The 25,227-nt window shown below is 42.6% G+C and carries 24 protein-coding genes; 15 read left to right on the top strand and 9 right to left on the bottom strand.

Annotation, left to right across the window (positions count from 1 at the left end; genetic code table 11):
• Positions 1–189 precede the first annotated feature (189 nt).
• A complete protein-coding gene (locus tag D0T51_RS08970) occupies positions 190–1,827 on the bottom strand; it encodes a DUF6377 domain-containing protein (protein ID WP_163728193.1) in 1,638 nt (545 codons plus the stop codon).
• Positions 1,828–2,690: 863 nt separating this feature from the next.
• Between D0T51_RS08970 and D0T51_RS08975 the strand changes: the two genes are divergently transcribed.
• Positions 2,691–3,194, top strand: a complete 504-nt coding sequence (locus D0T51_RS08975; protein ID WP_163728196.1) for a DUF4251 domain-containing protein — start codon at positions 2,691–2,693, stop codon at positions 3,192–3,194.
• Here D0T51_RS08975 and D0T51_RS08980 read toward each other — a convergent pair.
• Positions 3,191–4,114 carry a TIGR01212 family radical SAM protein gene (locus D0T51_RS08980; RefSeq protein ID WP_163728198.1) on the bottom strand — a complete coding sequence of 308 codons (924 nt, stop codon included), beginning with the start codon at positions 4,112–4,114 and terminating at the stop codon, positions 3,191–3,193. The genes D0T51_RS08975 and D0T51_RS08980 overlap by 4 nt on opposite strands.
• A gap of 171 nt (positions 4,115–4,285) precedes the next feature.
• Between D0T51_RS08980 and D0T51_RS08985 the strand changes: the two genes are divergently transcribed.
• From D0T51_RS08985 to D0T51_RS09000, 4 genes are all read left to right on the top strand, one after another.
• Entirely contained in the window at positions 4,286–5,794 is a 1,509-nt protein-coding gene (locus tag D0T51_RS08985) for a leucine-rich repeat domain-containing protein (protein ID WP_163728201.1), read from the top strand.
• Positions 5,795–5,926: 132 nt separating this feature from the next.
• The gene (locus D0T51_RS08990) at positions 5,927–8,101 is read left to right on the top strand and encodes a S9 family peptidase (RefSeq protein WP_163728203.1); all 2,175 of its coding nucleotides are present in this window, start codon (positions 5,927–5,929) and stop codon (positions 8,099–8,101) included.
• 8 nt (positions 8,102–8,109) lie between these two features.
• The gene (gene lipA, locus D0T51_RS08995; RefSeq protein WP_163728205.1) at positions 8,110–8,955 is read left to right on the top strand and encodes a lipoyl synthase; all 846 of its coding nucleotides are present in this window, start codon (positions 8,110–8,112) and stop codon (positions 8,953–8,955) included.
• A gap of 67 nt (positions 8,956–9,022) precedes the next feature.
• Complete coding sequence (locus tag D0T51_RS09000; protein WP_163728208.1) at positions 9,023–10,165, top strand: hypothetical protein; 1,143 nt, start codon at positions 9,023–9,025, stop codon at positions 10,163–10,165.
• 16 nt (positions 10,166–10,181) lie between these two features.
• On the opposite strand, the gene D0T51_RS09005 is transcribed toward D0T51_RS09000, so the two are convergent.
• Positions 10,182–10,676, bottom strand: coding sequence for a metallophosphoesterase (locus D0T51_RS09005; protein WP_163728210.1), 495 nt, complete (start codon positions 10,674–10,676; stop codon positions 10,182–10,184).
• 95 nt (positions 10,677–10,771) lie between these two features.
• Here D0T51_RS09005 and D0T51_RS09010 point away from each other — a divergent pair, with 95 nt between their 5' ends.
• From D0T51_RS09010 to aroC, 3 genes are all read left to right on the top strand, one after another.
• Positions 10,772–11,947, top strand: coding sequence for a MalY/PatB family protein (locus tag D0T51_RS09010; RefSeq protein WP_163728213.1), 1,176 nt, complete (start codon positions 10,772–10,774; stop codon positions 11,945–11,947).
• Positions 11,948–11,987: 40 nt separating this feature from the next.
• Entirely contained in the window at positions 11,988–12,569 is a 582-nt protein-coding gene (locus D0T51_RS09015) for a peptidylprolyl isomerase (RefSeq protein WP_163728216.1), read from the top strand.
• A gap of 90 nt (positions 12,570–12,659) precedes the next feature.
• A complete protein-coding gene (gene aroC / locus D0T51_RS09020) occupies positions 12,660–13,730 on the top strand; it encodes a chorismate synthase (protein ID WP_163728219.1) in 1,071 nt (356 codons plus the stop codon).
• A 70-nt stretch (positions 13,731–13,800) separates the two neighbouring features.
• Here aroC and D0T51_RS09025 read toward each other — a convergent pair whose 3' ends face one another.
• The 3 genes from D0T51_RS09025 to D0T51_RS09035 all read right to left on the bottom strand — a co-directional run bounded on the left by D0T51_RS09025 (position 13,801) and on the right by D0T51_RS09035 (position 16,294).
• Positions 13,801–14,217 (bottom strand): hypothetical protein, encoded by a 417-nt coding sequence (locus D0T51_RS09025; protein ID WP_163728223.1) that lies wholly within the window; start codon positions 14,215–14,217, stop codon positions 13,801–13,803.
• A gap of 157 nt (positions 14,218–14,374) precedes the next feature.
• Positions 14,375–14,848, bottom strand: coding sequence for a 23S rRNA (pseudouridine(1915)-N(3))-methyltransferase RlmH (rlmH, locus tag D0T51_RS09030; protein WP_163728226.1), 474 nt, complete (start codon positions 14,846–14,848; stop codon positions 14,375–14,377).
• A 159-nt stretch (positions 14,849–15,007) separates the two neighbouring features.
• Positions 15,008–16,294 carry an O-acetylhomoserine aminocarboxypropyltransferase/cysteine synthase family protein gene (locus D0T51_RS09035; protein WP_163728229.1) on the bottom strand — a complete coding sequence of 429 codons (1,287 nt, stop codon included), beginning with the start codon at positions 16,292–16,294 and terminating at the stop codon, positions 15,008–15,010.
• A gap of 172 nt (positions 16,295–16,466) precedes the next feature.
• Here D0T51_RS09035 and D0T51_RS09040 point away from each other — a divergent pair, with 172 nt between their 5' ends.
• From D0T51_RS09040 to nadC, 6 genes are all read left to right on the top strand, one after another.
• Positions 16,467–16,928 carry an Lrp/AsnC family transcriptional regulator gene (locus D0T51_RS09040; RefSeq protein WP_163728232.1) on the top strand — a complete coding sequence of 154 codons (462 nt, stop codon included), beginning with the start codon at positions 16,467–16,469 and terminating at the stop codon, positions 16,926–16,928.
• Positions 16,929–17,104: 176 nt separating this feature from the next.
• Positions 17,105–17,686, top strand: a complete 582-nt coding sequence (locus D0T51_RS09045; protein ID WP_163728235.1) for an aminodeoxychorismate/anthranilate synthase component II — start codon at positions 17,105–17,107, stop codon at positions 17,684–17,686.
• On the top strand, positions 17,683–18,657 hold the full coding sequence (locus D0T51_RS09050; protein WP_163728238.1) for an aminodeoxychorismate synthase component I: 975 nt from the start codon (positions 17,683–17,685) through the stop codon (positions 18,655–18,657). Before D0T51_RS09045 ends, D0T51_RS09050 begins: the two co-directional genes overlap by 4 nt.
• A complete protein-coding gene (locus D0T51_RS09055) occupies positions 18,654–19,256 on the top strand; it encodes an aminotransferase class IV (protein WP_163728241.1) in 603 nt (200 codons plus the stop codon). Before D0T51_RS09050 ends, D0T51_RS09055 begins: the two co-directional genes overlap by 4 nt.
• Positions 19,257–19,497: 241 nt before the next feature.
• Positions 19,498–19,869, top strand: coding sequence for a DUF4783 domain-containing protein (locus D0T51_RS09060; protein WP_163728244.1), 372 nt, complete (start codon positions 19,498–19,500; stop codon positions 19,867–19,869).
• A gap of 9 nt (positions 19,870–19,878) precedes the next feature.
• Positions 19,879–20,718 (top strand): carboxylating nicotinate-nucleotide diphosphorylase, encoded by an 840-nt coding sequence (nadC, locus tag D0T51_RS09065; RefSeq protein WP_163728247.1) that lies wholly within the window; start codon positions 19,879–19,881, stop codon positions 20,716–20,718.
• A gap of 35 nt (positions 20,719–20,753) precedes the next feature.
• Here nadC and D0T51_RS09070 read toward each other — a convergent pair whose 3' ends face one another.
• Positions 20,754–21,341, bottom strand: a complete 588-nt coding sequence (locus tag D0T51_RS09070) for an acyltransferase (protein ID WP_163728249.1) — start codon at positions 21,339–21,341, stop codon at positions 20,754–20,756.
• Between the two features lie 5 nt (positions 21,342–21,346).
• Entirely contained in the window at positions 21,347–22,051 is a 705-nt protein-coding gene (locus D0T51_RS09075; RefSeq protein WP_163728251.1) for an SAM-dependent methyltransferase, read from the bottom strand.
• A gap of 50 nt (positions 22,052–22,101) precedes the next feature.
• Between D0T51_RS09075 and D0T51_RS09080 the strand changes: the two genes are divergently transcribed.
• Positions 22,102–23,490, top strand: a complete 1,389-nt coding sequence (locus D0T51_RS09080; RefSeq protein ID WP_163728288.1) for an rRNA cytosine-C5-methyltransferase — start codon at positions 22,102–22,104, stop codon at positions 23,488–23,490.
• A gap of 78 nt (positions 23,491–23,568) precedes the next feature.
• Here the strand turns inward: D0T51_RS09080 and D0T51_RS09085 are convergent, their stop codons facing one another.
• A complete protein-coding gene (locus tag D0T51_RS09085) occupies positions 23,569–25,227 on the bottom strand; it encodes an AMP-binding protein (protein WP_163728255.1) in 1,659 nt (552 codons plus the stop codon).

Here is a 25,227-nt window from a genome sequence, read left to right on the forward strand (position 1 = left end):
TTCAATGTTTTTATTAGATCTTAAGAAATTTCATATCTCTCTACAAAGATATTTTATAGAATAAACAGTTAAAGAGGGTGGTAAGTTGTTAAAGTAAACTAACAAAACAAATGAACACACTGATTAACAAAGGTTTGATCTAATAAAAAAACAAAGAAAAAGTAAGTTTTTATACGCCTTTAAGTAATACTATTTATCTATTTTTCCTAACTGTTTGACAGCTTCCAGGAAATTTTCTTTCCCTGTTTTGGATTTATTTCTCACCTTCAGCCGATAATTATAAACGGTCTGAGGAGAATAATGCAAGAAGCTGGCGATCTTCACACTGTCACAAATGCCCAAACGGATCAACGCATAAATCCGCAATTCGGGCGTCAACATCTCCCCTTCTTTCGGTACGATCTGGCTGCCTTCCTGCAAAAGAGAATTGAAATCATCCACAAAATCAGGGTAGATATTCAGGAAGATCGTATCAAAGCTTTTATAAAACTCTTTGAGTTCATCGTTGACCAACGTACCGGAATGTATCTCCTTATACAATTCGTCGGTTTGATTGGCTTTGATCTTGCGATAAACCCTCTTACGGAAATCTTCCATCTTGTCAATATACGAAGAACACATCGTAAATACATAACTTATATATTCCTCCTTCACATGATTAGACTCCGACAATTCGTCATTCAGTTTGTTCAGTTCTTCGTTTTTGCGTGTGAGTGCCTCATTGAATTCTTTGAGCGACTGCCTTACCTTGGCCAATATTTTTAATTGTTTATAAATATAAACCAAAGCAATGGCGAGAATACAAAGCAAGAAGGTGATGACAAAAAGAGATTGCACAAGCTGTTCCTTTTCTCCTTTCATCTTGATGTCGTAAGCCGAATTAATGATAGGCAGGATGCGGGACATCTCCAGGGCACGCAAGCGGGCTTTGCAGAAGATGGCATCTTCCAATGAGGATTTAATATAAAGGTAAGAGCGGTCTATCTCTTTTTCCTGATACAATAATTCTGCCAATTCGGAGAGCGACATATATTCTTTCACCCCACTGCGCATATCTCCTATGGCCGATATCGCCAGGTATTTCTTCTGGTTCCTCCTATCTCCCAAGGCGGCATAAGTCTCTGCTATCGTATGTGCCATCATGGCGACAATGCGGGGATCGTTTGTATACTCTTCCAACACCTTTAAGCCTTGCTCCAAAGCCTTCTCTTTCTGTCCTTCAAGCCTTAATTTAGCACAGGAGACCAACTTATAACCTACATCTTCCGGATTATTGATCGTCTGCAGGATGGAGTCTTTATAGTTTCTCTCCAGGAACAGGTAATTTTCCTTTTCTTCGCGGGTCACAGAATAGGCCGCCATCAACATATACAACGAATGATAAAGGTGATGGATATAGGCCGTTTCTTCGTTTGTAAATGCGGCCCTGTCCAAAGCGTCTATGATATCCAATGCTTCTTTATACATGCCCGTCACAATCATTGCTTCCGCTTTATTGAGATAGGAGATGTTTTTACGCCGTTCGTCCTTCCGTTCAATCGCAATCTGTAACCGCCGGCCGGCAATGACCAAGGTCGAATCCATCTGAAAATTCTTATATTCTTCAAATAAAGACCCCAAAACATCAAACCGTTCTTCCGTAGAAGAAGCGTGATACACCTGCATTTCAAGTGCACGGATCCGTTCCTGTTTTTCTGCCGTATACATAGATCTTTCCTGGATACTCTGATCCAACACATATAATAGAGAGTCCAACTGCGGATCTGCTTCACCCCTACAAACCAAGGATGAGAGAAGATAGAAAAGAAGAAAAAAGTGTTTTTTCATAGGATGCAAACATTCAGTTTGTAAAAATAAGAAAAAGGTATGAGATCTTTCCTCTTTATAAATATTTTCGCTTTTTTTGGGGGGTATATTCTATTGCCGATGCGCATCGGCAATATTGTCGAAGCGCATCAGCAATATTGACGAACGTGATCAGCAATGTTGCCGATGCCCATCGGCAATAAAAAAGAGCTGTGTTTTTGTACACATAAAATGGCGTTTTTTTCTTCCAACTCTTTGAGATTGGATTGGAGAAAGGAAGGTGTTTAGAGTGATAAGAAAGTGCTTGAGGTTACAGAAAAGTGTTTGGTTAACAAGAAGATATATCGGATAGCAGGACGGTATCTCAGATGACAGGACGGTATCTCGGATGACAGAACGGTTTTGGAGCGATAGGAAAGGTTTGGAGTAACAGGTAGGTTTGGAGTAACAGGTAAGGTATCTTGGCTCCTCTTCTTGGATAAGAAGAGGGGGACCGCCGGCTCAGCCGGGGGTGGAGCAGTTTGATCTATTATCATATTGTATATCAAATAAATACACAACAGAAAAAAAACAGCTATAAATAGTTACTCTAAAACAGGTATATACATTTATAAAGAATTCAAACTGCTCCACCACTGCAAGCAGCGGTCCCCCTCTTCTTATCCAAGAAGAGGAGCCAAGATAGTGCTAGTCACTAATAATTAATTGTAAATTATAAATTGTAAATTATAATCTCTCACGCTTCACCCATCACTAACCACTAATCACTAACCACTAATCACTAATCACTAACCACTCATCATTAATCATTAATCGTTAATCATTAATCGTTACTCCCTAAACCAACCGCCCCATTTCTTTGTTTCTTCTAAAAAAGGACAGCTATGAAACAATTCAAGCCTTTATTCGTTTGCAGCCTGGTACTTCTGGCAGGAGGATTTTTGCAGGTTTTTGCTCAAAACAAAAAGGAGCAGAAAGAAAAAGAGGTAAAAGTATTACTTCAAAATGGTTCGTATAAGATAGATGTACACAGGGCCTTACCCAGAAGCGGAAGAGCCATCAATCTGACCTCCCTTTATACGCTCGAAATACGGGGTGACTCCGTCTTTTCGCATTTGCCCTATTTTGGCAGAGCTTATAGCGTTCCGTACGGAGGGGGGGACGGTTTACATTTCGCGGAAGCTATGGAGGAGGAACTTATCTCCCAGGATAAAAAGGGAAATACAGAGATTAAATTCCAGACACGTACATCCGAAGATCTCTATCAGTTCAATATAAAGGTATTCAACAATGGCTCTGTCAGTATCTATGTGAGTCCGACTAACCGGCAAAGCATCTCTTTCCAGGGTGAGTTACGAACAAAGGAAAATACCCCCAAAGAAGATTAAAGGCTAAGTTTCCCCTGCCGGCTATCTCTTTCTTCGATGCGCCGATGCACCTGGGCGGTAAACTCATAGTTCTTAAGTCCCCAGTCCGGAGCAATCAAGAGCTCCTTCGGCGACTGAGAGACGAATCTCTCCACGACAAAGCGGGGGTTTAACCGCTCGATAAAATCAATCACCAGATCGATATACTCCTCCACTGTATAAAGATGAAACAACTCCGGCTGTTTTTCGAACTCTTCTCCCATCCGCGTATGACGGATCAACTGCAACTGATGCAGCTTGAGGGTAGTCAGGGGCAAAGAGGATAAGGTAGTGGCATGTTGCAGGATCTCTTCTCTTTTCTCTCCGGGCAGTCCCAATATCAGATGCGCCCCGGTATATATGCCCGCAGCGGCTGTTCGTTCGATAGCCTGCGCGGCTTCCTGCCAGGTATGCCCCCTGTTTATCCTTTCCAGTGTCTTGTCCAATGTACTCTCTACCCCATATTCGACCAAGACAAAAACGGTCTTTGCAAGCGTCGCCAGGTATTCCAGTAAGGCATCCGGCATACAATCGGGGCGGGTACCGATAATCAGCCCCACGACACCCGGAAAAGCCAAGGCCTCTTCGTATTTGCGTTTCAACACGTCAAAAGCCTCATAGGTATTTGTATACGCCTGAAAATAAGCCAGGTATTTCATCTCCGGATACTTACGGGAGAAAAAACGAATGCCTTCGTCCAGTTGTTCACTCACCGACTTCTCCGTCCGGCAATAGTCCGGGCTAAAGGTTTGGTTATTGCAATAGGTACACCCTCCCCAGCCTTTGGTCCCATCCCGGTTGGGACAGGTAAAACCGGCATTGACGGATATCTTCTGCACTTTGTAAGGAAACACCCTACGCAGAAAATCCCCGAATTCGTTGTATCGTTTTTGTTGATTCACCCGACAAAAGTATAAAAAGCTGCGCGCAGCAGCACAGAATCTCTCAGAAAATATAAACGGGCAGGCGGTTTCTTCTCATTATATGGAAAGACTGACCCGCCGAATTTATTTTTTTATTATCTTGCGTCACTTTGTTTCCATCCATTTTAAAACAGTCAAATGACAACTCTTATGAAATTTAAATTTACACTTATCACTTACCTGTTTTTCCTCTGTTCGGCTGCTTGTTGGGGAAATCATATAAAAATAGACCTCAGCCCATCTATGAAAGTTGTATTGGATAACAATCCGAAGTTAAGTGGCCATGGGGAATTAAGGGTTTTTATGAACAATTACAAAACCTTTGAAGACATGCCGAATTTCACGAAGAAAAAGCCGGCTCCCTGGTATGCTCTTCGTGATACTATCCGCAAAGTAAAAATAAACCATTCGGGTGTACAGACTATTGGTAATTATGCTTTTGCGGACTGTACCAACCTGAAAGATCTTCAATTCGATTTCGGATCAGCTGTAAAATCTATTGGTGATTACGCTTTTACCAATTGTCAGCGTCTTCGAAATATTTATTTTTATGGAGATTCAACCCTCTCTTCTATCGGTAATTTTGCTTTTTCGCATTGTACAGAACTTTGGTGGGCCAAAATACCCGCTTCCGTAACCTCTTTAGGACGCGGCATTTTCCAGGGTTGTTCCGATTTGCACTTTATCACGGTTTATTGGGAAAAACCTTTAGTGGTGACAGAGGATGTATTTGCAGGAATAGATATAGGAACGATCCGTTTAACGGTGCCCAAAGGCACACTGTCACGCTATCAGGAAGCAGACGTTTGGAAGAACTTCAAAGAGATAGAAGAAGAAGAAGAGTATTATAATATGGCGAATGCTTTTTCTGAAAAATTGGGGGATTTTGTCTCTCAGACAATAGGCGAAAAGACATTGGTCTGGATTATTTTATGTTTGTCTATTGCTTTATTTATCATACGATTGATAAATAAAAACAACGGTTATGCAAACAATCGTATGTATCTCTTCTCCCATATCTTATTCCTGACTGTCTGTCTATTAGAAGTAGTGTATCTTGCTGCGATCGAGAATGACCGGGAATGGTTCTGTATGCCCGACGAGGTCGGTTGGTTTTGGGTAATTGTCAATTTCTTCCTGTTTGCAGGGGTCATTTACAATCAGATACTCTGCTTTATCGGTTCATTGAACGCTATACAATCCCGAGCAAACGTAACGTGTAACTTCTATTGGGGGATTGTTTTGGCGGGTATATGCCTTGTCCTTGCTTTTCTTGTTGCTGTTTTCGGCTCTGAAGACTTCGCCTGGATGATGATCGTTATTATGTTTCTTTTGCAATTGGTTCAGGTGGTCTACTTTTTTATTCGTTTCGACCAAAACCTCAGCGGTGCTTTATGGATGTCCGTCGTTTACTTAGTAGGGCTGTTAGGTACAATGGCCGCCTTGGCAATCTTCATGCAATTATTGGTTGTCGCCTTGTTAGGCTTAATAGTTATTGCTATTGCATTAAAATCCACCGGATTGGGATTTACGGGAAAGACAAAAGGGGTAGTGCATTACGCGGATGGAAGCTCTGAGAATATAACAGAAAGTGGCCGGGGAATAACCGGTGAAACATACTATAAAGGAGATGACAGTGGAAAAGAGTTCATGAAATAAAAACGATTCGTAAGTAGCGAAAAACAGACAAAGTTCATCCTATGCAGCGTTAACCACGCGACAAAAGGCGGAGGCATTGCCGTATTAATTTATTTATGTAAGTTTGTGGCTTAAACAAAATCACTTATTTCCATGAAACGATTAGGCATAGAGATCCTGCTTCTTATATGTATGTGCGTTACCCTTTCGGCACAACAGGGTAGCAAACGTGTGAACTTGAAAGAAATTATTGACGGCGGCTTTCGCCCGGTTACCAGTATCGGTGAAATGCGTTCCCTGCCGGACGGAGAACATTATACGGCCGTCAACCGGGAGCGGACAATGATTATCAAATATGCTTACAAAACAGGGAATCCGGTGGATACCTTATTCAACACCCAAAAAGCCCGGGAGTGCACCTTCGATACCTTTGAAGGCTATCAGATCAGCAGTACGGGTCACCGAATCCTCGTATGGAAAGATACTGAACGTATCTATCGCCGTTCTTTCAAAGCGACTTATTATGATTTCGATGTGCGCCGTAACTTCGTGAAACCGTTAAGCAATACGGGTAAGAAGTTAATGATACCGACCTTTTCGCCGGATGGGCGGATGTGTGCCTATGTGATTGATAACAACATCTGGTTGAAGAAATTCGATTTCGATACAGAGATACAAGTGACCAAAGATGGGGAAATAAACAAGGTCCTCAACGGTATAACCGACTGGGTCTACGAAGAAGAGTTCTCGGTCACCAACCTGATGGCCTGGTCACCGGAAAGCGATTACCTGGCCTTTGTGTGTACGGATGAATCCGAGGTACCGGAATATTCGATGCAGGTATATGGGAAAGGGACGTATCCGGGTTATTACAACTTCAAATATCCCAAAGCCGGAGAAAAGAATTCCCGGGTAACTCTTCATTCATACAGTGTGGAGACGAAAGATATCAAACACCTGAGTGTTCCGGGAGAGACCGAGACGTATATTCCCCGGATCGTATTCACCACCCATGCAGACCAGCTGGCGGTCATGACACTCAACCGCAACCAAAATATTTTCAATATGTATTATGCCAATCCGAAAAGTGGTGTTTTCCGCCTGATACTGCGGGAGGAAAACAAGGCATATGTAGACTCGGAATGGTTGAGCTCCATCCAATTTACAGAGGCGGGCTTCACCTATGTAAGCGAGCAGGATGGGTATGCACATATCTACCAGTACTCTCCGACCGGGGTGATGCAACGCCAGGTAACACAAGGCAACTGGGATGTAACGGCTTTCCTGGGCACGGACCAGGCTACCAAAACGGTGTACTATGAATCCGCTGAAGAAAGTCCGATCCGTCGGGCGATATACAGCATCGACAATAAAGGGAACAAAACACGGTTGACTCCCGAATCCGGTGTAAACCGGGTGGCATTCAGTAAGAACTTTGCCTATTTCGTTCATTTCTATTCCAATGCCCAGACACCGACGCGGATCACGGTAAACGAAACAAAATCGAAAAAGACCTTACGCGTATTACAGGATAATGCAGCCTTGGCCAACAAACTGGCCGGTTATGCCTATAGACCCAAAGAATTTATCAAAATACAAACGGCCTCCGATATCGAATTGAATGCCTGGATTGTCAAACCGGCTAACTTTGACGAGTCGAAGAAATATCCGGTGATGATGACACAATACAGCGGTCCGAACTCGCAACAGGTACTCGACCAATACGGGTTTGATTGGGAGCAATACCTGGCAGCCAACGATATAGTCGTGGTCTGTGTAGACGGACGAGGCACAGGAGCCCGCGGAGAAGCCTTCCGCAAATGTACCTACCTGAAGATGGGCGAACTGGAATCCAGAGACCAGGTGGAGGCTGCCCAGGCATTGGGCAAATTGCCTTATCTGGACGCCACACGCTTTGCCATCTGGGGATGGAGCTTCGGAGGGTATAATACCTTGATGGCCCTGAGCACAGGCAACGGCACTTTCAAAGCCGGCATAGCCGTAGCCCCTCCTACCGATTGGAAATATTATGACACTGTCTATACCGAACGCTTCATGCGTACCCCGCAGGAGAACTTCGAAGGATATAAAGCCACCTCGCCCATTGAAAAAGCCAAAGACCTGCAAGGCAAACTATTGCTTATTCACGGTACAGCCGATGACAATGTGCATTTCATGCAATCCCTGGACTATGCCGAGGCATTGGTACAAGCCGGAAAACAGTTCGACATGCATTTCTACAAAGACAGAGACCATGGCATCGCCGGAGGAAATACCCGCTATCATCTGTATACCAAGATGAGTAACTTCTTGTTTGACAATCTCTAATCAAGCATATGGCAGCATACGTAAGAAAACCCGACTGGCTGAAAATCAGGTTAGGAGGCAACGATCAGTTCACCCGTACAAAAGAGATTGTCGAATCACATTGTCTGCACACCATATGCACCAGCGGGAAATGCCCCAATATGGGCGAATGCTGGAGCAGAGGTACGGCAACCTTTATGATCGGGGGAGAGATATGTACCCGCTCCTGTCGGTTCTGTAATACATTAACAGGCAAACCGTTGCCACTCAACACTGAAGAGCCGGCACAGGTAGCTGAGAGTATACGTCTAATGGGATTGAAACATGCAGTCATCACTTCGGTCGACAGAGACGACCTGCCGGATATGGGCGCCCATCACTGGGCAGAGACGATCCGTACCATAAAAAGAGTGAATCCGGAAACCACCATCGAAGTATTGATTCCTGACTTTCAGGGACACCTGGAGTTAGTGGATATCGTGATTGATGCTGCTCCGGAAATCATCTCCCACAATATGGAAACGGTACGGCGGATAAGCCCTTTGGTACGGAGTGCAGCTAAATACGAGACAAGCCTATCCGTATTGGAACATATCGCTCGGCGTAATGTCATTGCCAAATCGGGGCTTATGGTCGGCCTGGGAGAGACGGAAGAGGAGATGGATGAAACGATGGACGACCTGATAAAAAGAAAGGTATCCGTTCTTACCATCGGTCAGTACCTGCAACCCTCCAGAAAAAATATCCCGGTATATGCCTATATCAGACCGGAACAATTTGACATCTATAAAAAGAGAGCACTGGAGAAAGGATTCAAAACGGTGGAGAGTGCTCCTCTCGTTCGTTCTTCCTATCATGCGGAAAAACATGTCTGAAACTCAGAGTATATGAACATTTAACCGGACGGATTGTTACTATCAGAGAAATAAGGATATCGAACCCATGAACAGAGTCAAAAAGAATATGCAAAATCAGGCGGTAGGTTTATTACCTATACTGCTGTTCATGTTTTTAAATAACTTCTTATCCTATAAACTTTCTTTTGTTATTGCCGTTATCAGTTGCCTCCTCTGCCTGGTATTGTACCGGATGTTGAGTAAAGATAAAATCTATCAGTTCTTATTGTTACCGGCCTCCGCTACTTTTATCCTCTATGCGGTATTCATTTTCTTTCAGATAGAACCGATTTTATTTGCCTATTCGCCTATTCTTATCGAGGTATTACTGGTCGTTGTTTTGGCAATCATCGGTTTCTCTCGACGAACGGTTTTACGCCGTCTCAGAGACTCACATTTTCCTTCCTACAAACGTATCCTGTTACGAACAGCCCTGAATGAGTTTTACTTTTTAGTACAAATCGTGCAGAATGTATTTACCCTGTATCTATTTGTAATTCTGTTCTACACCATACTCCCGGAGGAAACGCATGAAGTACGTATGGAACATTTCATCTACCGTGACCTGGGATTAATACTGGGTATCGGCATCATTCTTTACGAACATATCCGTGTTTCATGGATGAAAGGAAGCCTGAAAAAAGAAATGTGGCTGCCTGTGCTCGATGAAAAAGGGAAGGTCGTGGGTTGCATGGCACGCTCGGTTAGCCGGAGTGTTACCAAAAAATATTTCCATCCGATCGTTCGCATTGCGGTGGTCTATAAAGGCATGTTGTTCCTGGTAAAAAGAAATATAAACGAGTATGTAGCACCCGACACTCTGGATTATCCTTTTCATGCATATGTGCTTTATCATCAAAGCCTGGATAATGCAGTAAAAGAGGCTTTGGGACCTTTTGCACAAGACAAAGAGATACCGGCTCCGCGTTTTCTCATCCGCCATACGTATGAAGATGAAAAAGTGAAGCATCAGGTATCCTTATATACCATCTGTTTGAAGTCGGAAGAACAACTAAAGGTCTTGGAAAAACTGGGGGGTAAGTTATGGACCGGTAAACAAATTGAAGAGAATAGGCAAAAAGGGATATTCAGCTCCTATTTCGAAGAAGAATATCCGTATCTGAAGAATACGGTTTTATTCGCAGAAAGTTACTGTTGCAATCCTTCCCCGGATAAACAGGATATGTAAAGCCCTGCTTTATTGTTTATCTTTTTCCCAGTTCTATCACTTCCAGATCGCGGATCTCTCCTTTATCGATTGTAAAACGTATCAGGGTACGTACCTGATGAAAACCGCTTTTCCCGGCTGCTCCCGGATTTATATGCAGGCATTCCAAGGTTTTATCATACATCACTTTCAGTATATGTGAATGACCTGAAATAAAGAGTTGGGGACGATAGGTATACAGCTCTTTACGTATTTCCGGCGCATATCTTCCCGGATATCCTCCGATGTGTGTCATCATTACTTTTACCCCTTCCTGTTCGAAACAAAGAAGCAGCGGATATTGCCGGCGCAAAGACTGCCCGTCGATATTCCCATAAACAGCACGTAATGGTTTAAGTGTAGACAACCTCTGCATTATCTCCTCTGAGCCCATATCACCTGCATGCCAGATCTCATCACAACTATCAAAATATTCGACGTATTTATCATCCCAATAAGCATGGGTATCCGAAAGTAATCCTATGCGCACCATCGTTTCAATTCCATTATTTCTGATGACAAAAGTACAATATAATTTGTATCTTTGGCCCTTATCACATCCATGCATATAATTGGTTTAAGAGAAACATGAAACAATACAACTTTGATGAAGTCATTGAACGGAAGGGCAGTTTTTCTGTAAAAGCAGAAATGCTGAAAGAGACTTTCGGCCGGGAAGATCTGCTCCCTTTATGGGTGGCAGATATGGATTTTCGTACACCGGACTTTATCGTCGACGCACTGAAAAAACGGTGTGAACACGAAATATTCGGATACACCTTTGCTCCGGATACCTATTACGAAAGCATCATCCAGTGGGTACACTATAAATACCACTGGTATATCCAACAGGAATGGATCAATTATATTCCCGGCATAGTGAAAGGTATTGGATTCGCCCTGCAATGTTTCACGCAACCGGGAGATAAGGTTATCATACAACCGCCTGTATATCACCCTTTCCGGATTGTACCGGAAAGTATGCAACGCCAGGTGGTGTACAATCCGCTCAAAGAGGTGAACGGTACATACGAAATGGACTTCGAACATTTAGAATCCATCATCGACAAAGACTGTAAAGTTTTAATTGTATGCAGCCCACATAACCCGGGAGGTATTGTCTGGCCTAAAGAGACATTGATACAACTGGCTGAGATATGCGCCCGCCATCATATCCTGGTTATCTCCGATGAGATACATGCCGAGATGGTCTACCCGGGAAACAAACACCATCCTTTCCCGACTGTATCGGAAACGGCTGCCTCCTGCAGCATTACCTTCATGGCACCCAGCAAAACATTTAATATTGCCGGCATTGTCAGTTCATACGCAATCATCCCCGACGAACAACTGCGCCAGAAGTTTTATTCTTTCCTGGAGGCCGGTGAATTTGGAGCGGGCACCCTCTTTGCCTACACAGCCACAACGGCTGCGTATACTTATGGGGCGGAATGGTTGCAACAGATGCGGCAATACGTCATGGAGAATGTGCGGTTCGTCACTGAATTTCTAGAGTATCATATACCCCAGATCAAAACATATGCCCCGCAGGCGTCTTTCCTTTTGTGGTTGGATTGTCGGGGATTAAAGCTGTCCCAGGAAGAATTGGTCAACCTTTTCGTCAACAAAGCACACCTGGCTTTAAACGACGGAAGCATGTTCGGTCCCGGTGGGGAAGGACATATGCGTTTGAATGTCGGTTGCCCCCGCGCCCTACTGGAGGAAGCCCTGAATGCGTTGAAAAAAGCATTGGATAAGAAATAATTAGTATCTTTGCACACATTAATAATTAAAACGACTGATAATGAAAATTGCAAACAACAAATACGTAGCAGTAACTTACGACCTGAACGTAGGCGAAGGCGAGGAACGTGAATTGATGGAACGGGCAACCGCAGAACATCCCTTACAATTTATCTATGGGGTGGGTACTATGCTTCCTGCTTTTGAAAGTGCTCTGAAAGGCCTTGAGGTAGGTTCAAGCTTCGACTTCAGCATAGCTCCTGCAGACGGATACGGTGAATACTTTGACGAAAATGTAGTAGAATTGCCTAAGAACATTTTTGAGATCGATGGTAAATTCGATGCAGAGACAGTAAAAGAAGGAGCTACTCTTCCGATGATGACTGCTGACGGTCAACAAATGATGGGCTCAGTAAACGAAGTTAAAAAGGACGTGGTGGTTATGGACTTCAATCATCCCCTGGCTGGAGAAACACTGCATTTCACAGGTAATGTGATTGATGTGCACGAACCTACAGCTGAAGAAATCGCTGCGATGACTGCACCGGCAGGCGGATGCGGTTGCGGATGTGACGATTGCTCCAGCGATTGCGGAGATCAAAGTCACGGCAACGACGGATGCGGATGCGGCAGCTGCCACTAATATAATAATAGACAGTTGACTCTTACACCTCCTATATAATCTCTTTATATAATAAGTATAAGAGTCAACTGCCTGCTTAACGAAACACCTATGAATTCTTTCGGAAACATCTTCAGACTTACTTCTTTTGGCGAATCTCACGGTCCTGGTATCGGAGGAATAATAGATGGTTGTCCGGCAGGAGTAGAATTGGATATGGATTTTATCCAAAAGGAGTTGGATCGTCGCCGTCCCGGACAGTCTTCCATCACTACTCCCCGTAAGGAAGAGGATAAAGTAGAGTTTCTCTCCGGGATTTTCAAAGGAAAAACAACGGGTACACCGATAGGATTTATCGTATGGAATAAGAACCAATATTCCGCCGACTATGAAGAGATAGGACAGACCTATCGTCCTTCTCATGCCGACTATACTTACCAAATGAAATACGGGATACGGGATCCACGGGGCGGTGGACGATCCTCTGCCCGGGAAACGATATCCCGCTGTGTGGCTGGGGCTATTGCCAAGATTATCCTGAAACAAAAGGGCATAACTATCGAGGCCTACACCTCACAAGTCGGACATATTAAACTGGAAAATAATTATACGGCTTATGACCTGAATATGACGGAAAACAATGCCGTTCGTTGTCCTGATCCCCGGAAAGCGGCGGAAATGGAAGAACTGATCCATGAGGTTCGTTCCCAGGGAGATACCATTGGCGGAGTTATTACCTGTGTCGCCAAAGGAGTGCCGGTAGGTTTAGGCGAACCTGCTTTTGGTAAGTTGCACGCCTCTTTAGGCCATGCCATGTTGACAATCAACGCTGCTAAAGGGTTTGAATATGGCGATGGCTTTGATGCTCCGCTCTTCCGTGGCTCGGAGCATAACGACGCCTTCTTTAATGACAATGGGAAGATTAACACCCGAACGAACTATTCAGGCGGTATCCAGGGTGGCATCTCCAACGGACAGGATATTTATTTCCGTGTCGCTTTTAAATCGGTTGCTACCGTTCTAATGGAACAGGAAACGGTGACAATAGAGGGTGAAGAGACCCTGTTAAAAGCCAAAGGAAGACATGATCCCTGTGTTCTACCAAGGGCGGTTCCTATTGTGGAAGCCATGACAGCTATCACGTTGCTCGATCACTATCTGTTACAAAACGGGCGACTCTGATCCTATTTACTTCTTTGAATATCAGTAAAGGAAACAGTATTGTCAAGCCGTTTCCACCCCATTTATATACTTAAAGGCTGCTTTTTTGATACATTCTGATGTACTTCCACGGCATAATGAATGCCATTATAGCCAGTCCTCCGAATAGGCTTATTCCGACTAACAATAACCTCAACCCTTCCGGATCACCAGCCGGAAACTCAGAATACTCTGACACTACAGCCAATACCATATATAAGGAACCAAGTCCGAACAGAATAGAAGAGACCATACTAACTGTAAGGTTTTTCCAAAAGAACTGACCGATATGGCTTGCAAGTATTATAATCCAAAAAAACAGAGAAACATAAAGCAAGGGAGTTATACAATCTTTGAATAACGCTATGATAAAGTCCATAATACCTAATAGAGCTAAGGTAGAAATAGTAATCTCAGGTAAGAAGGTCCAGATAAAACGCAATTTTACTTTAGTGGCAGATGTTTCCATAAGACGTGTTTATTTATTAAACTTGAATTTCTACCTATTCAAACGAACTACCTCTTTTCCTTAGTATAAGACCTGCCTGATATTTATCTAACTCCCTGTTTTTCTTGTACAAAAAGTATTAGATATTTTTTAAGATTGTCCACATCATGAAAAACAGTTACTCATGATGATAAGGTTCGTTGTTCAGAATGGTCATTGCGCGATAAAGTTGTTCGGTGAAAATTAACCGTATCATCTGGTGGGAGAAGGTCATTTTGCTGAGGGATATTTTCTCTACTGCCACTTTATAAACGGCTTCACTGAATCCATAAGGACCGCCTACCACAAACACAAGCCGTTTAGCTACCGTATGCGTTTTCTTCTCTATATATTGGGAGAATTGCATGGAGGTATACTCCTTTCCATGTTCATCCAATAAGACCAGATAATCACCCGGTTGCAAAGCTTTTAAGATAAGCTCGCCCTCCTTCTCTTTCTGTTGCGCTTCAGACAAGCTCTTCGTGTTTTTAATGTCTGGAATGATTGTCATTTCAAACGGGATATAATGCGTTAAACGGTTCCTGTATTCATTGATAGCTTCCGCAAAATACCCCGTATCCGTTTTACCAATCACAACAAAGGCCACTTTCATCTTGTTCTACATTTAGTTCGAACTGCGAAAGTACGAGAAAAATATGTACCTTTTCTACAAAAAAGTGAATAATTATGGTTGAAATCACAGAGTTAGAGTAACGATATACCTCCCACAAATTCAAGGCTGTTATTCATCATGCTTATTCAATATAGAATGTTATAACTCTTCCAATCCCCTTTCTAAGTCCATCAATAAGTCGTCAATATGCTCCGTACCTACCGACAGCCGCACCGTGCCTGGTGTAATGCCTTGTTCTAGTAATTCGTGTTCATGAAGTTGCGAATGTGTAGTCGTAGCCGGATGAATAACTAACGATTTTACATCTGCCACATTAGCCAAGAGCGAGAAGATCTCCAGTTTGTCAATAAAGCGGTGTGCTTCTTTTTCACCACCTTTTACTTCAAAAGTAAAGATAGAACCTGCTCCACGGGGGAAATATCGGTTGTACAAATTATGATCGGGGTGTTCAGGCAATGACGGGTGATTTACCTGCTTTACTTTCGGATGGTTTTTCAGATAATGAACCACTGCTAATGCGTTCTTCACATGCCGTTCTACCCGCAAGGAAAGAGTCTCCAAGCCTTGTAGCAGAATAAAAGCATTCAACGGACTGATTGTCGCTCCGGTATCGCGAAGCAGAATGGCTCGAATACGGGTGATGTATGCTGCCGGGCCTGCCGCATCAACAAAACGGATACCATGGTAACTTGCTTCAGGCTCTGTCAGTTGAGGGAATTTTCCGGAAGCAGCCCAGTCGAACCGACCGGAATCCACAATCACTCCACCTAAAGATGAACCGTGCCCACCGATAAATTTTGTAGCGGAATGAACCACTATATCGGCTCCATATTCAATCGGACGGATCAGGTAGGGTGTCCCGAAAGTATTGTCAACGATAAGAGGAATTTGATGTTTGTGAGCAATAGAAGCTACCGCCTCAATATCGATGATGCTTGAGTTCGGATTGCCCAACGTTTCAATAAAAATGGCTTTCGTATTATCCTGAATAGCCCTTTCGAAATTCAATAAGTCAGACGGATCGACAAACGTGGTTGTTATTCCGAAAGCAGGCAAAGTGTTTGCTAGTAAGTTATATGTCCCTCCATAAATAGTTTGGGCTGAGACAATATGATCGCCTGCCTTTGTTATGTTTTCAAATGCATAAGTAATGGCTGCTGCTCCTGAAGCGACAGCTAATCCGGATATACCTCCTTCAAGGACAGCCAGTCGTTCTTCGAAAACGCTTTGTGTAGGATTAGTTAAACGACCGTAAATATTTCCAGCATCCGTCAACCCAAAACGAGCAGCCGCCTGAGCCGAATCACGGAAAACATACGAGGTGGTCTGGTAAATAGGTACTGCTCGTGCACCGGTAACAATGTCGGGTTGTTCTTGGCCTGCGTGAAGCTGTAAAGTCTCATAATGCCATTTTCTTTTTTCCATATTACTTTTTCTTTTAAAGTATAACTATCTATTTTTCTGACAAAGTTATGAAATACAGAAATATCATACAGTACAATTCATAAATATGGAAAATATAACTAATTTCACCACTTATACAGAATCAATTTTCTAATCAAAAGAATAAAAAATACTCTTAATAGAATAATGTTCTATGGATACATTGGATAAAATAGATTTAGATCTCTTGCGTATTTTGCAAAAAAATTCCAAGCTGACCAATAAGGAGCTTGCGGCGAAAGTCAACCTGTCCACTACTCCTGTTTTTGAACGTTTGAAACGTCTTGAGGCAGATGGATATATCAAGAAATATATTGCTGTATTGGATGCAGAAAAGCTAAATCTTGGATTTGTGGTGTTTTGTAGCGTTAAGCTTAATAGGCTCAATCGTGATATTGCCACTGAATTTTCTCATATAATACAAGAGATTCCGGAAGTAACAGAATGTTACAATATATCGGGAGCGTACGATTTTCTACTAAAAATACATGCCCCGGATATGAAATATTATCAAGAATTCATCTTGAATGTACTGGGAACGATTGAGAGTTTGGGATCTCTGACAAGTACGTTTGTAATGGCAGAGGTGAAGCATGAATATGGAGTGGGAATATGATAAGTTATGTCACGAATATCCCCGCTTAACTTATTTCATCCGATAAGCATTTCAATCGGAATGCTTTGCGAGAGACAAACGGTCATTCCGAACAAGTGACGGCTTGTGCATATGAGTTTTTTATCTAATTAACAGAGCTTCCTGATTTGTTTTCGTAAGTTTGCATTCATTTTACAATGCGGATACTACTAGTTGACAATAATGATTCATTTTCCTACAATCTACTACATCTGATTAAATCGGTATGCGTAGATAAAGACACTGTTGAAATTCGTTCTAAAGATAGAATCAACATAAATGAAGTAGATAATTTTGACAGGATAGTATTCTCTCCCGGACCCGGAATTCCTTCTGAGTCGGATATCTTAGGCGATATAGTTCGAAGGTATGAGAAAGACATTCCTATATTGGGTATTTGTCTTGGACATCAAGCAATAGCGGAAACTTATGGAGCCATTCTTTATAATCTGTCGAAGCCTGTTCATGGTATACAAAGCGAAGTAAAAATTACAGATCATACCGATTTATTTCAGGAGATGACTCCTTCAATAATGGCTGGAAGGTATCACTCGTGGGCAGTTTCGAATAAGAACTTGCCTGAATGCTTGAAAGTAACGGCAACGGACTGTCAAGGAAATATCATGGCGTTATCGCATAAACAATACGCTGTGTATGGGGTTCAGTTTCATCCCGAATCATTTATGACAAAATATGGAGAAGCAATCATGCATAATTTCATACAAAAGAATTTAAGATGAAAGCACAAGAAATACAAACCTTGATGAACGCTTACGGCAAGAGCCAAATACCTTTTTTATTTGCTGTAACCTTTGAGAAAGATAAGGGCATCTTCATAGAGCAGCCAATGGAACAGGCTGATATTCTTTTTCGTACGCCACAAGTTAATAATATCAAGGAAACTATAACAAAACCGACTTCGCACTTTCCTGAAATAACTTCGAATCCCATTTCATTTGAGGACTATAAGCAACGATTCGACAGGGTAACAGAAGGCTTGATGCGTGGAGATTCTTACCTTACCAATCTAACGGTGCGGACGCCTATTACTCTCAATATCGGATTGAGAGACATTTTCTTGTTGAGTCAATCTCCTTATGGGCTGTATATACCTAACCAGTTTGTATGCTTCTCTCCAGAACGCTTTGTTAAGATTGCCAATGGCACTATATCAACCAATCCGATGAAAGGAACGATTAGTGCTAATCTCCCCAATGCAGAGCAAGTTATTCTTTCCGATGAAAAAGAAACTGCCGAACATTGTACAATTGTTGACCTGCTGAGGAACGATATCGGGATGGTTGCTGAGGGTGTGAAAGTGGAACGATTCCGTTATATCGATCGTATTTCTACGCAAAATAGCGATATTCTTCAGGTTAGCTCAGAGATTTCCGGGAAACTCTCTGGCGATTATCTTTCTCATCTTGGCGATATTGTTTTTCGTATGTTGCCCGCTGGTTCTGTTTCGGGTGCTCCAAAACAATCGACCTTAACAATAATAAACAAGGCAGAATCTGAATCAAGAGGCTATTATACAGGCATATTCGGTTACTTCGACGGGAAGGAGCTTGATACAGCTGTCTTAATTCGTTTTATTGAACAATCGGAAGAAAAATTCTATTTCCATAGCGGTGGCGGAATTACTGTGAATAGCGTTGCCGAATCCGAATATAGTGAAGTCTTAGCAAAGATTTATTTACCATTCCTATGAAAGAAACATTCAGCGAAGCAATTAAACTAAAGGATGGAAAACTGTACAACCTACCTTACCATCAAGCCCGCATAGAGAGAACACAAGCTAAGTTTTCTGGAGAACGAATAATCCTTTCCGATGTACTATCTTTCATTCCGAGGCATGTACAACGTGGACTTTTCAAGTGCAGAGTAGTATATGGCAGTCAAGTTGAGAAGATTGAGTTCATTCCTTACTTCTATCGTCAAATAAAAACGATTTCCATCGTTATAGATAACGACATTGACTACTGTTTCAAATACACCGACAGGACAAGGTTAGACGAATTATTAAAACAATCCGCTTGTGATGATATTATCATCGTCAAACAAGGTTTGATTACCGATGGCTTTTCATCAAATCTTGTTTTCGAATCCAAAGAAGGATTATTCACACCAGACACTTGTTTATTACAAGGTACAAAACGTCAATATCTTCTTGATACAAAGAAAATCAAGGAAAAGAGAATTGTTCTTGATGATATAAATGCATATAGCCATATTCATTTTATCAATGCGATGATAGACTTAGAAGATGGGGTTTGTATGGATATGGCTCGGTTGAGATCTTTATATTGAGTGGTTAATATTCTTTTTCGGCTGCTCAGGCTCACTCTAAAAGAAGCCGGAGGAGAAACGCCTTGTGGTTATTCGAATAGCAAAGACTTAATCTGACAGTTGTAGGTTCTTTATAATTATCAGGTTCCAGTTTTATGGTTTATAGAGAAAGTGTGTTGACTGTTCAATCCCTTGTATAATACCGCATCTCTAAAAAATCACTATCTTTGTGGTATTACTTATTAAAAAAGGGAAGAAGAGTATGAAACGATTATTAATAACATGGGCATTAATATTTGCTTTTTTCACTGTTCAGGCAGCTGATATCACTCCTATTTCTACGGCTTTGAAAGGAGGAGATGCATCTTCACTTACCGCGGTTATAGATAAGGAAGTAGATATGGCTCTGCCTGGCTCATCCAAAAAATGCAATGCGGCTGAAGCGGTGGTTATGTTAAATACCTTTTTTAGTTCCAATAAACCCTCTGGCTTTACCGTATTACACCACGCCGATAAAAAAGAAAATGGCTTTTTCGTAGGCAAATTGCCTACCTCATCGGGTGAATACCGCGTGAATATCACCTACCGGGCAGAGGGAGACAAAGCAATCATACAATCAATCAGAATAGAATAAAAAGAGAAGATGGAGAATCTTATAGAGGACTTAATCAAGTTAGCTTTCGCAGAAGATATTGGTGATGGCGATCATACTACGCTCTCATCGATCCCGGCAACAGCTATGGGAAAGAGCCAATTGATAATTAAGGAAGACGGCGTACTTGCCGGAGTAAAAATAGCCAAACGTATATTCCATGCTTTCGACCCGGATCTGCAGATAGAAGTGTTTATCACAGACGGAACGGAAGTGAAATATGGGGAGATCGCCTTTACTGTCGAAGGGAAGGTACAGTCACTCCTTCAGACCGAACGCTTGGTGCTTAACGTGATGCAACGCATGAGTGGTATTGCTACGACTACCCGGAAATACGTAAAGGAACTGGAAGGAACAAAAACCCGCGTACTTGATACCCGTAAAACAACACCAGGCATGCGTATGTTGGAAAAAGAGGCTGTAAAAATAGGAGGTGGTGTGAATCACCGAATCGGCCTGTTCGATATGATCCTGTTGAAAGACAACCATGTTGACTTTGCCGGTGGCATCGAAAAAGCTATCACCCGTGCCCAGGAATACCTGCGTGAAAAAGGTAAAAACCTAAAGATAGAAATCGAGGTGCGCAACTTCGAAGAACTGCAGCAAGCTATGAACGTCGGTGGTATCGATCGTATCATGCTGGATAACTTCAATGTAGAGAATACCCGGAAAGCCGTAGAAATGGTCGGTGGACGTTACGAACTGGAATCCTCCGGCGGTATTACTTTCGCCACCTTGCGCCAATATGCAGAAACAGGTGTCGATTACATTTCAGTCGGTGCGCTTACCCATTCGGTGAAGAGTCTAGATATGAGCTTGAAAGCCATGTAGGAACCTACGCCATTTGCCCTTATGCCATAAATAGGTTAGTCCGTATAAAGCCGGCTGACAACGCTGTCTTTTAACTGATACTTCTCACCTCCATGAGGGCAAATGGCTAATCCTTCTTCATCGAACTCAAGCCGTTCACCGGCTTCACTTACCCAACCTATCTGGCGGGACGGATTTCCTACCACTAATGCGTAGGCAGGTATGTCTTTAGTGACTACGGCTCCGGCTCCGATCATAGCATATTCTCCGATCATATGTCCGCAGACAACTGTGGCATTGGCTCCGATTGTGGCTCCTCGACGAACCAAAGTTTGAACATACTGCCCTCTCCTATTGATCGCACTACGAGGGTTTATCACATTTGTAAATACACAACTGGGGCCAAGGAATACATCGTTTTCACAAATCACTCCCGTATAGATCGATACATTATTTTGCACTTTCACATGATCGCCAAGGATCACTTGCGGCGAAACCACTACATTTTGTCCGATGTTACAAAAGTTACCAATCACACATCCTGTCATTATATGTGAGAAATGCCAGATACGCGTACCATCTCCTATCTTACATCCGGGGTCTATCACTGCCGTTTCGTGGGCTGTATATAATCCTTCTTCCATACGATTTATTTATAGAGTAAAAAGATAGTAGGTTTCTTATGCATATCGGGTAGCTTTCCTTTCCATTCCGACAGGGCGCGGGTATGAATATATTCATCGGCGCAAGAGATATTACACGCGATACATAGTTTTGTCGATGGACGACAGGTGCGGATCAGTTCTTCGGCCAGTTTATTGTTCCGATAAGGAGTTTCAATAAATATTTGTGTCTGGTGTTCCGTATAAATACGACTTTCCAGTTTTTTAATGGCCAGCGTACGCTCGTTTCCTTCGATGGGCAGATATCCCAGGAAAGCAAAACTCTGCCCATTAAAACCGGAAGCCATCAGCCCCATAAGAATAGAAGAAGGACCCACCAAGGGAACGACCTGATATTTTTTACGCTGCGCCATAGACACAATGTCTGCCCCCGGATCAGCAATAGCCGGACAACCTGCTTCTGAAATCACCCCGACAGATTCTCCTTTTGACAAAGGCGTCAAATAAGCCGTTACCTGTTCCGGTGTCGTATGTTTATTTAACTCATAAAAAGTAAGGTCGTCAATAACAATAGCCGGATCCGTCTTTTTCAAAAAACGACGGGCCGTCCGTATATTTTCAACAACAAAATGTTTGATTTGCCGGATCACCTCCCGGTTATACTCAGGTAATACTCTCCGGTGGTCTGTTTCCCCTAAAGTAACAGGTATCAGGAAAAGAGATGCTTGCATATAATTTGTTTTGGGCAAATATACTATTTTTGCAACAAAGAAACAGCATGATGACACTTCCTCCCGATTTTATCGAACGTACGCGTTCATTGCTTGGCAATGAATTTACCCGGTTAGAAACAGCCTTAACAGCTGAAGCACCCATCAGCATCCGAGTCAATCCTCTCAAAGGAATAACAAAAGTATCCGGAGACCCGGTAGATTGGTGTAGAGATGGATATTATCTGCCACAGCGGTTATCTTTTACTTTTGATCCTCTTTTTCATGCCGGTGCATATTATGTACAAGAGGCCTCCTCTATGTTTCTGGAACAGGCAATCCACCACTATATTGCGCAACCGGTAAAATGCTTAGACCTATGTGCCGCTCCCGGAGGGAAATCAACCCACCTGGCCAGTATATTACCGGAAAACAGTTTACTTGTCAGCAATGAGGTGATTCGTTCCCGGAGTCATATCCTGGCAGAGAATATAACAAAATGGGGAACCCCTTATACGATCGTAACCAATAACGATCCGGAAGAAATGGGACGCCTGACACATTTGTTTGACCTTATCGTCACGGATGTACCTTGTTCCGGTGAAGGCATGTTCCGCAAAGACCCGGCAAGCATTACCGAGTGGAATGCCGCCAATGTAAAACTTTGTGCTTCCCGTCAACGACGGATCATTCATGATATATGGGAGGCTCTCAAACCCGGCGGATTATTGATTTATAGCACCTGTACTTATAATACTGAAGAAAACGAAGAAAACATTGATTATATCATAAATGAATTGGGAGCAGAGGCTCTCCCTATTCCTATCCAGGAAAAATGGGGGATCACCGGTCCCCTAAAATACAATCACCCGGTTTACAGGTTTTTCCCACACAAAAGCCGGGGAGAAGGATTTTTCCTGGCTATACTTCGAAAGGATAAAGGAGAAATCAAAGAATCTCCGTTGAGATCAAAAAGAAAAAAAGAAAAAAACAAAAACTCCCTTCCGGTTCCTCCGATTGTTTACAAATGGATAAAAGAATCCGAAAAATACCATTTCGAAGTACAAACGGATAGTATACAAGCCTTTCCATTGACACAGATTGAGGCGTATCAACAGATACGAAAGCAATTACACCCTATGCATGCAGGTATCCGGATCGGAGAAATAAAAGGAAAAGACATTCTCCCCAATCATTGCATAGCGGTAAATCATGCCCTGGAGTCATCCGCTTTTCCTACCGTGTCCCTTAATTGGGAAGAAGCCATCCGATACCTAAAAAAAGAAGTTCTTCTTCTTCCGACCGATACAGAAAAAGGGTATGTATTAGTCACTTACAACGATCATCCCTTAGGGTTTGTCAAAAATATAGGTAATAGGGCCAACAATCTTTACCCCCCCGAATGGCGAATACGTACCGGATTTATTCCGGATGATATCCGGATCTTAGAAAACTCCTGATTCTTTAAACTATTAGAGCGTAAAAAATTCAGCAGTACTGACTTCTTTACGCTCTAACCCTATATATATTCTTATTTATTATATCGGCACTACTCCCTGTTCTGCCAAGAGTTTCAACCCTACATCCTTCAATTTGAATTTTTGAATCTTTCCGCTTCCTGTAAGTGGGAAACTATCTACAATAAAGACGTATTTCGGTATCTTATGACGGGCGATTTTACCTCTGCAGAAATCTTTTACCTCTTCGGTAGTCAGACAAGCTCCTTCTTTTAGAATAATAAAAGCCCCAACCTCTTCTCCATATTTTTCGGAAGGGATAGCAGCCACCTGAATGTCTTGTACCCCTTCGAGATGATACAGAAACTCTTCTATTTCCCGTGGGTATATATTTTCACCTCCGCGAATAATCATATCTTTTATACGTCCGGTAATCCGATAATTACCCGACTCCTCTTTCATTCCCAAATCGCCACTGTGTAACCAGCCATCTTTATCAATAGCCTCTGCCGTAGCTTGCGGATTCTTATAATATCCTTTCATCACCAGATAACCTCTGCAACAGATTTCCCCCTGTTCACCCACAGCACATATTTTTCCTGTTTCCGGGTTTATTACAGCAACCTCTGTGAAAGGATATTCTTTACCAACCGTTGTACAACGTTCTTCAAAACTCTCCGCCAAGGTGGTATGCGTCATTCCCGGTGAAGATTCAGTCAAACCATATACACTGGTAATATGCGTAATGTGCATCTTTTCCGTTACATTCCTCATCAACTCTATCGGACAAAGCGCACCGGCCATGATACCTGTTCGAAGAGATGTTAGGTCAAACATATGGAACATCGGATGATTTAACTCAGCAATAAACATCGTAGGTACACCATATAAAGCCGTACACCTTTCTTTGTGAACAGAAGCCAAAACCACCAGGGGGTCAAATCGTTCCACCATCACCTGGGTGCATCCGTGCGTCAATACATTCATTGTAGCCAACGTTATTCCAAAACAATGAAATAAAGGCACACAGCAACAAAGTTTATCTTCCGAAGTGAAACCCATGCCTTCTCCGGTAAAGAAACCATTGTTTGTTATATTATGATGACTCAACATAACACCTTTGGGAAAACCTGTAGTCCCTGATGTATATTGCATATTCACCACGTCCCAGCAAGTAACCTGCTCTTTGGCTTCCACCAATTCCTTGTCGCTTATATTTTGTCCTAAAAGCAATAATTCGGGTGTGTTATACATACCCCTGTATTTTTCCTGTCCGATATAAACCACATTTTTTACCGTAGGAAAACGTTCACTTTTTAAATAACCACGTTGGGATTCTTTCAATTCTGGGAGCATCGTATAAACCATATCCACAAAGCTACCGTCAAAGACTCCTTCTGTAATACAAAGCGTGTGTATATCAGCGTCCTTTACCAGATATTCCAGTTCGCTTTGTTTATAATTTGTATTCACTGTGACCAAAACCGCCCCAATCTTCGCCCCAGCATATAAAAAGGTAAGCCAGTCCGGCACATTGGTAGCCCAGATACCTACATGAGTTCCTCGTTTGATTCCCACCGAAAGCATCCCTTTGGCCATATCGTCCACCCGTTTATTGAATTGACTCCAGGTAAAGCGAAGGTCACGGTCTGAATAAACCAGGTATTCTTTATCGGGCGTTACGGCAGTCCAATGTTCCAACCATTGACCCAATGTTCTTTCTTGTAATTGATATTCCAT

The sequence above is a fragment of the Parabacteroides sp. 52 genome (assembly GCF_010500925.1).
Classification (GTDB): domain Bacteria; phylum Bacteroidota; class Bacteroidia; order Bacteroidales; family Tannerellaceae; genus QVMG01.

Excerpts from the sequence above, each read along its gene's own strand:
- D0T51_RS08970 (WP_163728193.1), bottom strand. The coding sequence starts at position 1,827 with ATGAAAAAACACTTTTTTCTTCTTTTCTATCTTCTCTCATCCTTGGTT.
- D0T51_RS08975 (WP_163728196.1), top strand. The coding sequence starts at position 2,691 with ATGAAACAATTCAAGCCTTTATTCGTTTGCAGCCTGGTACTTCTGGCA.
- D0T51_RS08985 (WP_163728201.1), top strand. The coding sequence starts at position 4,286 with ATGAAATTTAAATTTACACTTATCACTTACCTGTTTTTCCTCTGTTCG.
- D0T51_RS08990 (WP_163728203.1), top strand. The coding sequence starts at position 5,927 with ATGAAACGATTAGGCATAGAGATCCTGCTTCTTATATGTATGTGCGTT.
- lipA (WP_163728205.1), top strand. The coding sequence starts at position 8,110 with ATGGCAGCATACGTAAGAAAACCCGACTGGCTGAAAATCAGGTTAGGA.
- D0T51_RS09000 (WP_163728208.1), top strand. The coding sequence starts at position 9,023 with ATGAACAGAGTCAAAAAGAATATGCAAAATCAGGCGGTAGGTTTATTA.
- D0T51_RS09005 (WP_163728210.1), bottom strand. The coding sequence starts at position 10,676 with ATGGTGCGCATAGGATTACTTTCGGATACCCATGCTTATTGGGATGAT.
- D0T51_RS09010 (WP_163728213.1), top strand. The coding sequence starts at position 10,772 with ATGAAACAATACAACTTTGATGAAGTCATTGAACGGAAGGGCAGTTTT.
- D0T51_RS09015 (WP_163728216.1), top strand. The coding sequence starts at position 11,988 with ATGAAAATTGCAAACAACAAATACGTAGCAGTAACTTACGACCTGAAC.
- aroC (WP_163728219.1), top strand. The coding sequence starts at position 12,660 with ATGAATTCTTTCGGAAACATCTTCAGACTTACTTCTTTTGGCGAATCT.
- D0T51_RS09025 (WP_163728223.1), bottom strand. The coding sequence starts at position 14,217 with ATGGAAACATCTGCCACTAAAGTAAAATTGCGTTTTATCTGGACCTTC.
- rlmH (WP_163728226.1), bottom strand. The coding sequence starts at position 14,848 with ATGAAAGTGGCCTTTGTTGTGATTGGTAAAACGGATACGGGGTATTTT.
- D0T51_RS09035 (WP_163728229.1), bottom strand. The coding sequence starts at position 16,294 with ATGGAAAAAAGAAAATGGCATTATGAGACTTTACAGCTTCACGCAGGC.
- D0T51_RS09040 (WP_163728232.1), top strand. The coding sequence starts at position 16,467 with ATGGATACATTGGATAAAATAGATTTAGATCTCTTGCGTATTTTGCAA.
- D0T51_RS09045 (WP_163728235.1), top strand. The coding sequence starts at position 17,105 with ATGCGGATACTACTAGTTGACAATAATGATTCATTTTCCTACAATCTA.
- D0T51_RS09050 (WP_163728238.1), top strand. The coding sequence starts at position 17,683 with ATGAAAGCACAAGAAATACAAACCTTGATGAACGCTTACGGCAAGAGC.
- D0T51_RS09055 (WP_163728241.1), top strand. The coding sequence starts at position 18,654 with ATGAAAGAAACATTCAGCGAAGCAATTAAACTAAAGGATGGAAAACTG.
- D0T51_RS09060 (WP_163728244.1), top strand. The coding sequence starts at position 19,498 with ATGAAACGATTATTAATAACATGGGCATTAATATTTGCTTTTTTCACT.
- nadC (WP_163728247.1), top strand. The coding sequence starts at position 19,879 with ATGGAGAATCTTATAGAGGACTTAATCAAGTTAGCTTTCGCAGAAGAT.
- D0T51_RS09070 (WP_163728249.1), bottom strand. The coding sequence starts at position 21,341 with ATGGAAGAAGGATTATATACAGCCCACGAAACGGCAGTGATAGACCCC.
- D0T51_RS09075 (WP_163728251.1), bottom strand. The coding sequence starts at position 22,051 with ATGCAAGCATCTCTTTTCCTGATACCTGTTACTTTAGGGGAAACAGAC.
- D0T51_RS09080 (WP_163728288.1), top strand. The coding sequence starts at position 22,102 with ATGACACTTCCTCCCGATTTTATCGAACGTACGCGTTCATTGCTTGGC.
- D0T51_RS09085 (WP_163728255.1), bottom strand. The coding sequence starts at position 25,227 with ATGGAATATCAATTACAAGAAAGAACATTGGGTCAATGGTTGGAACAT.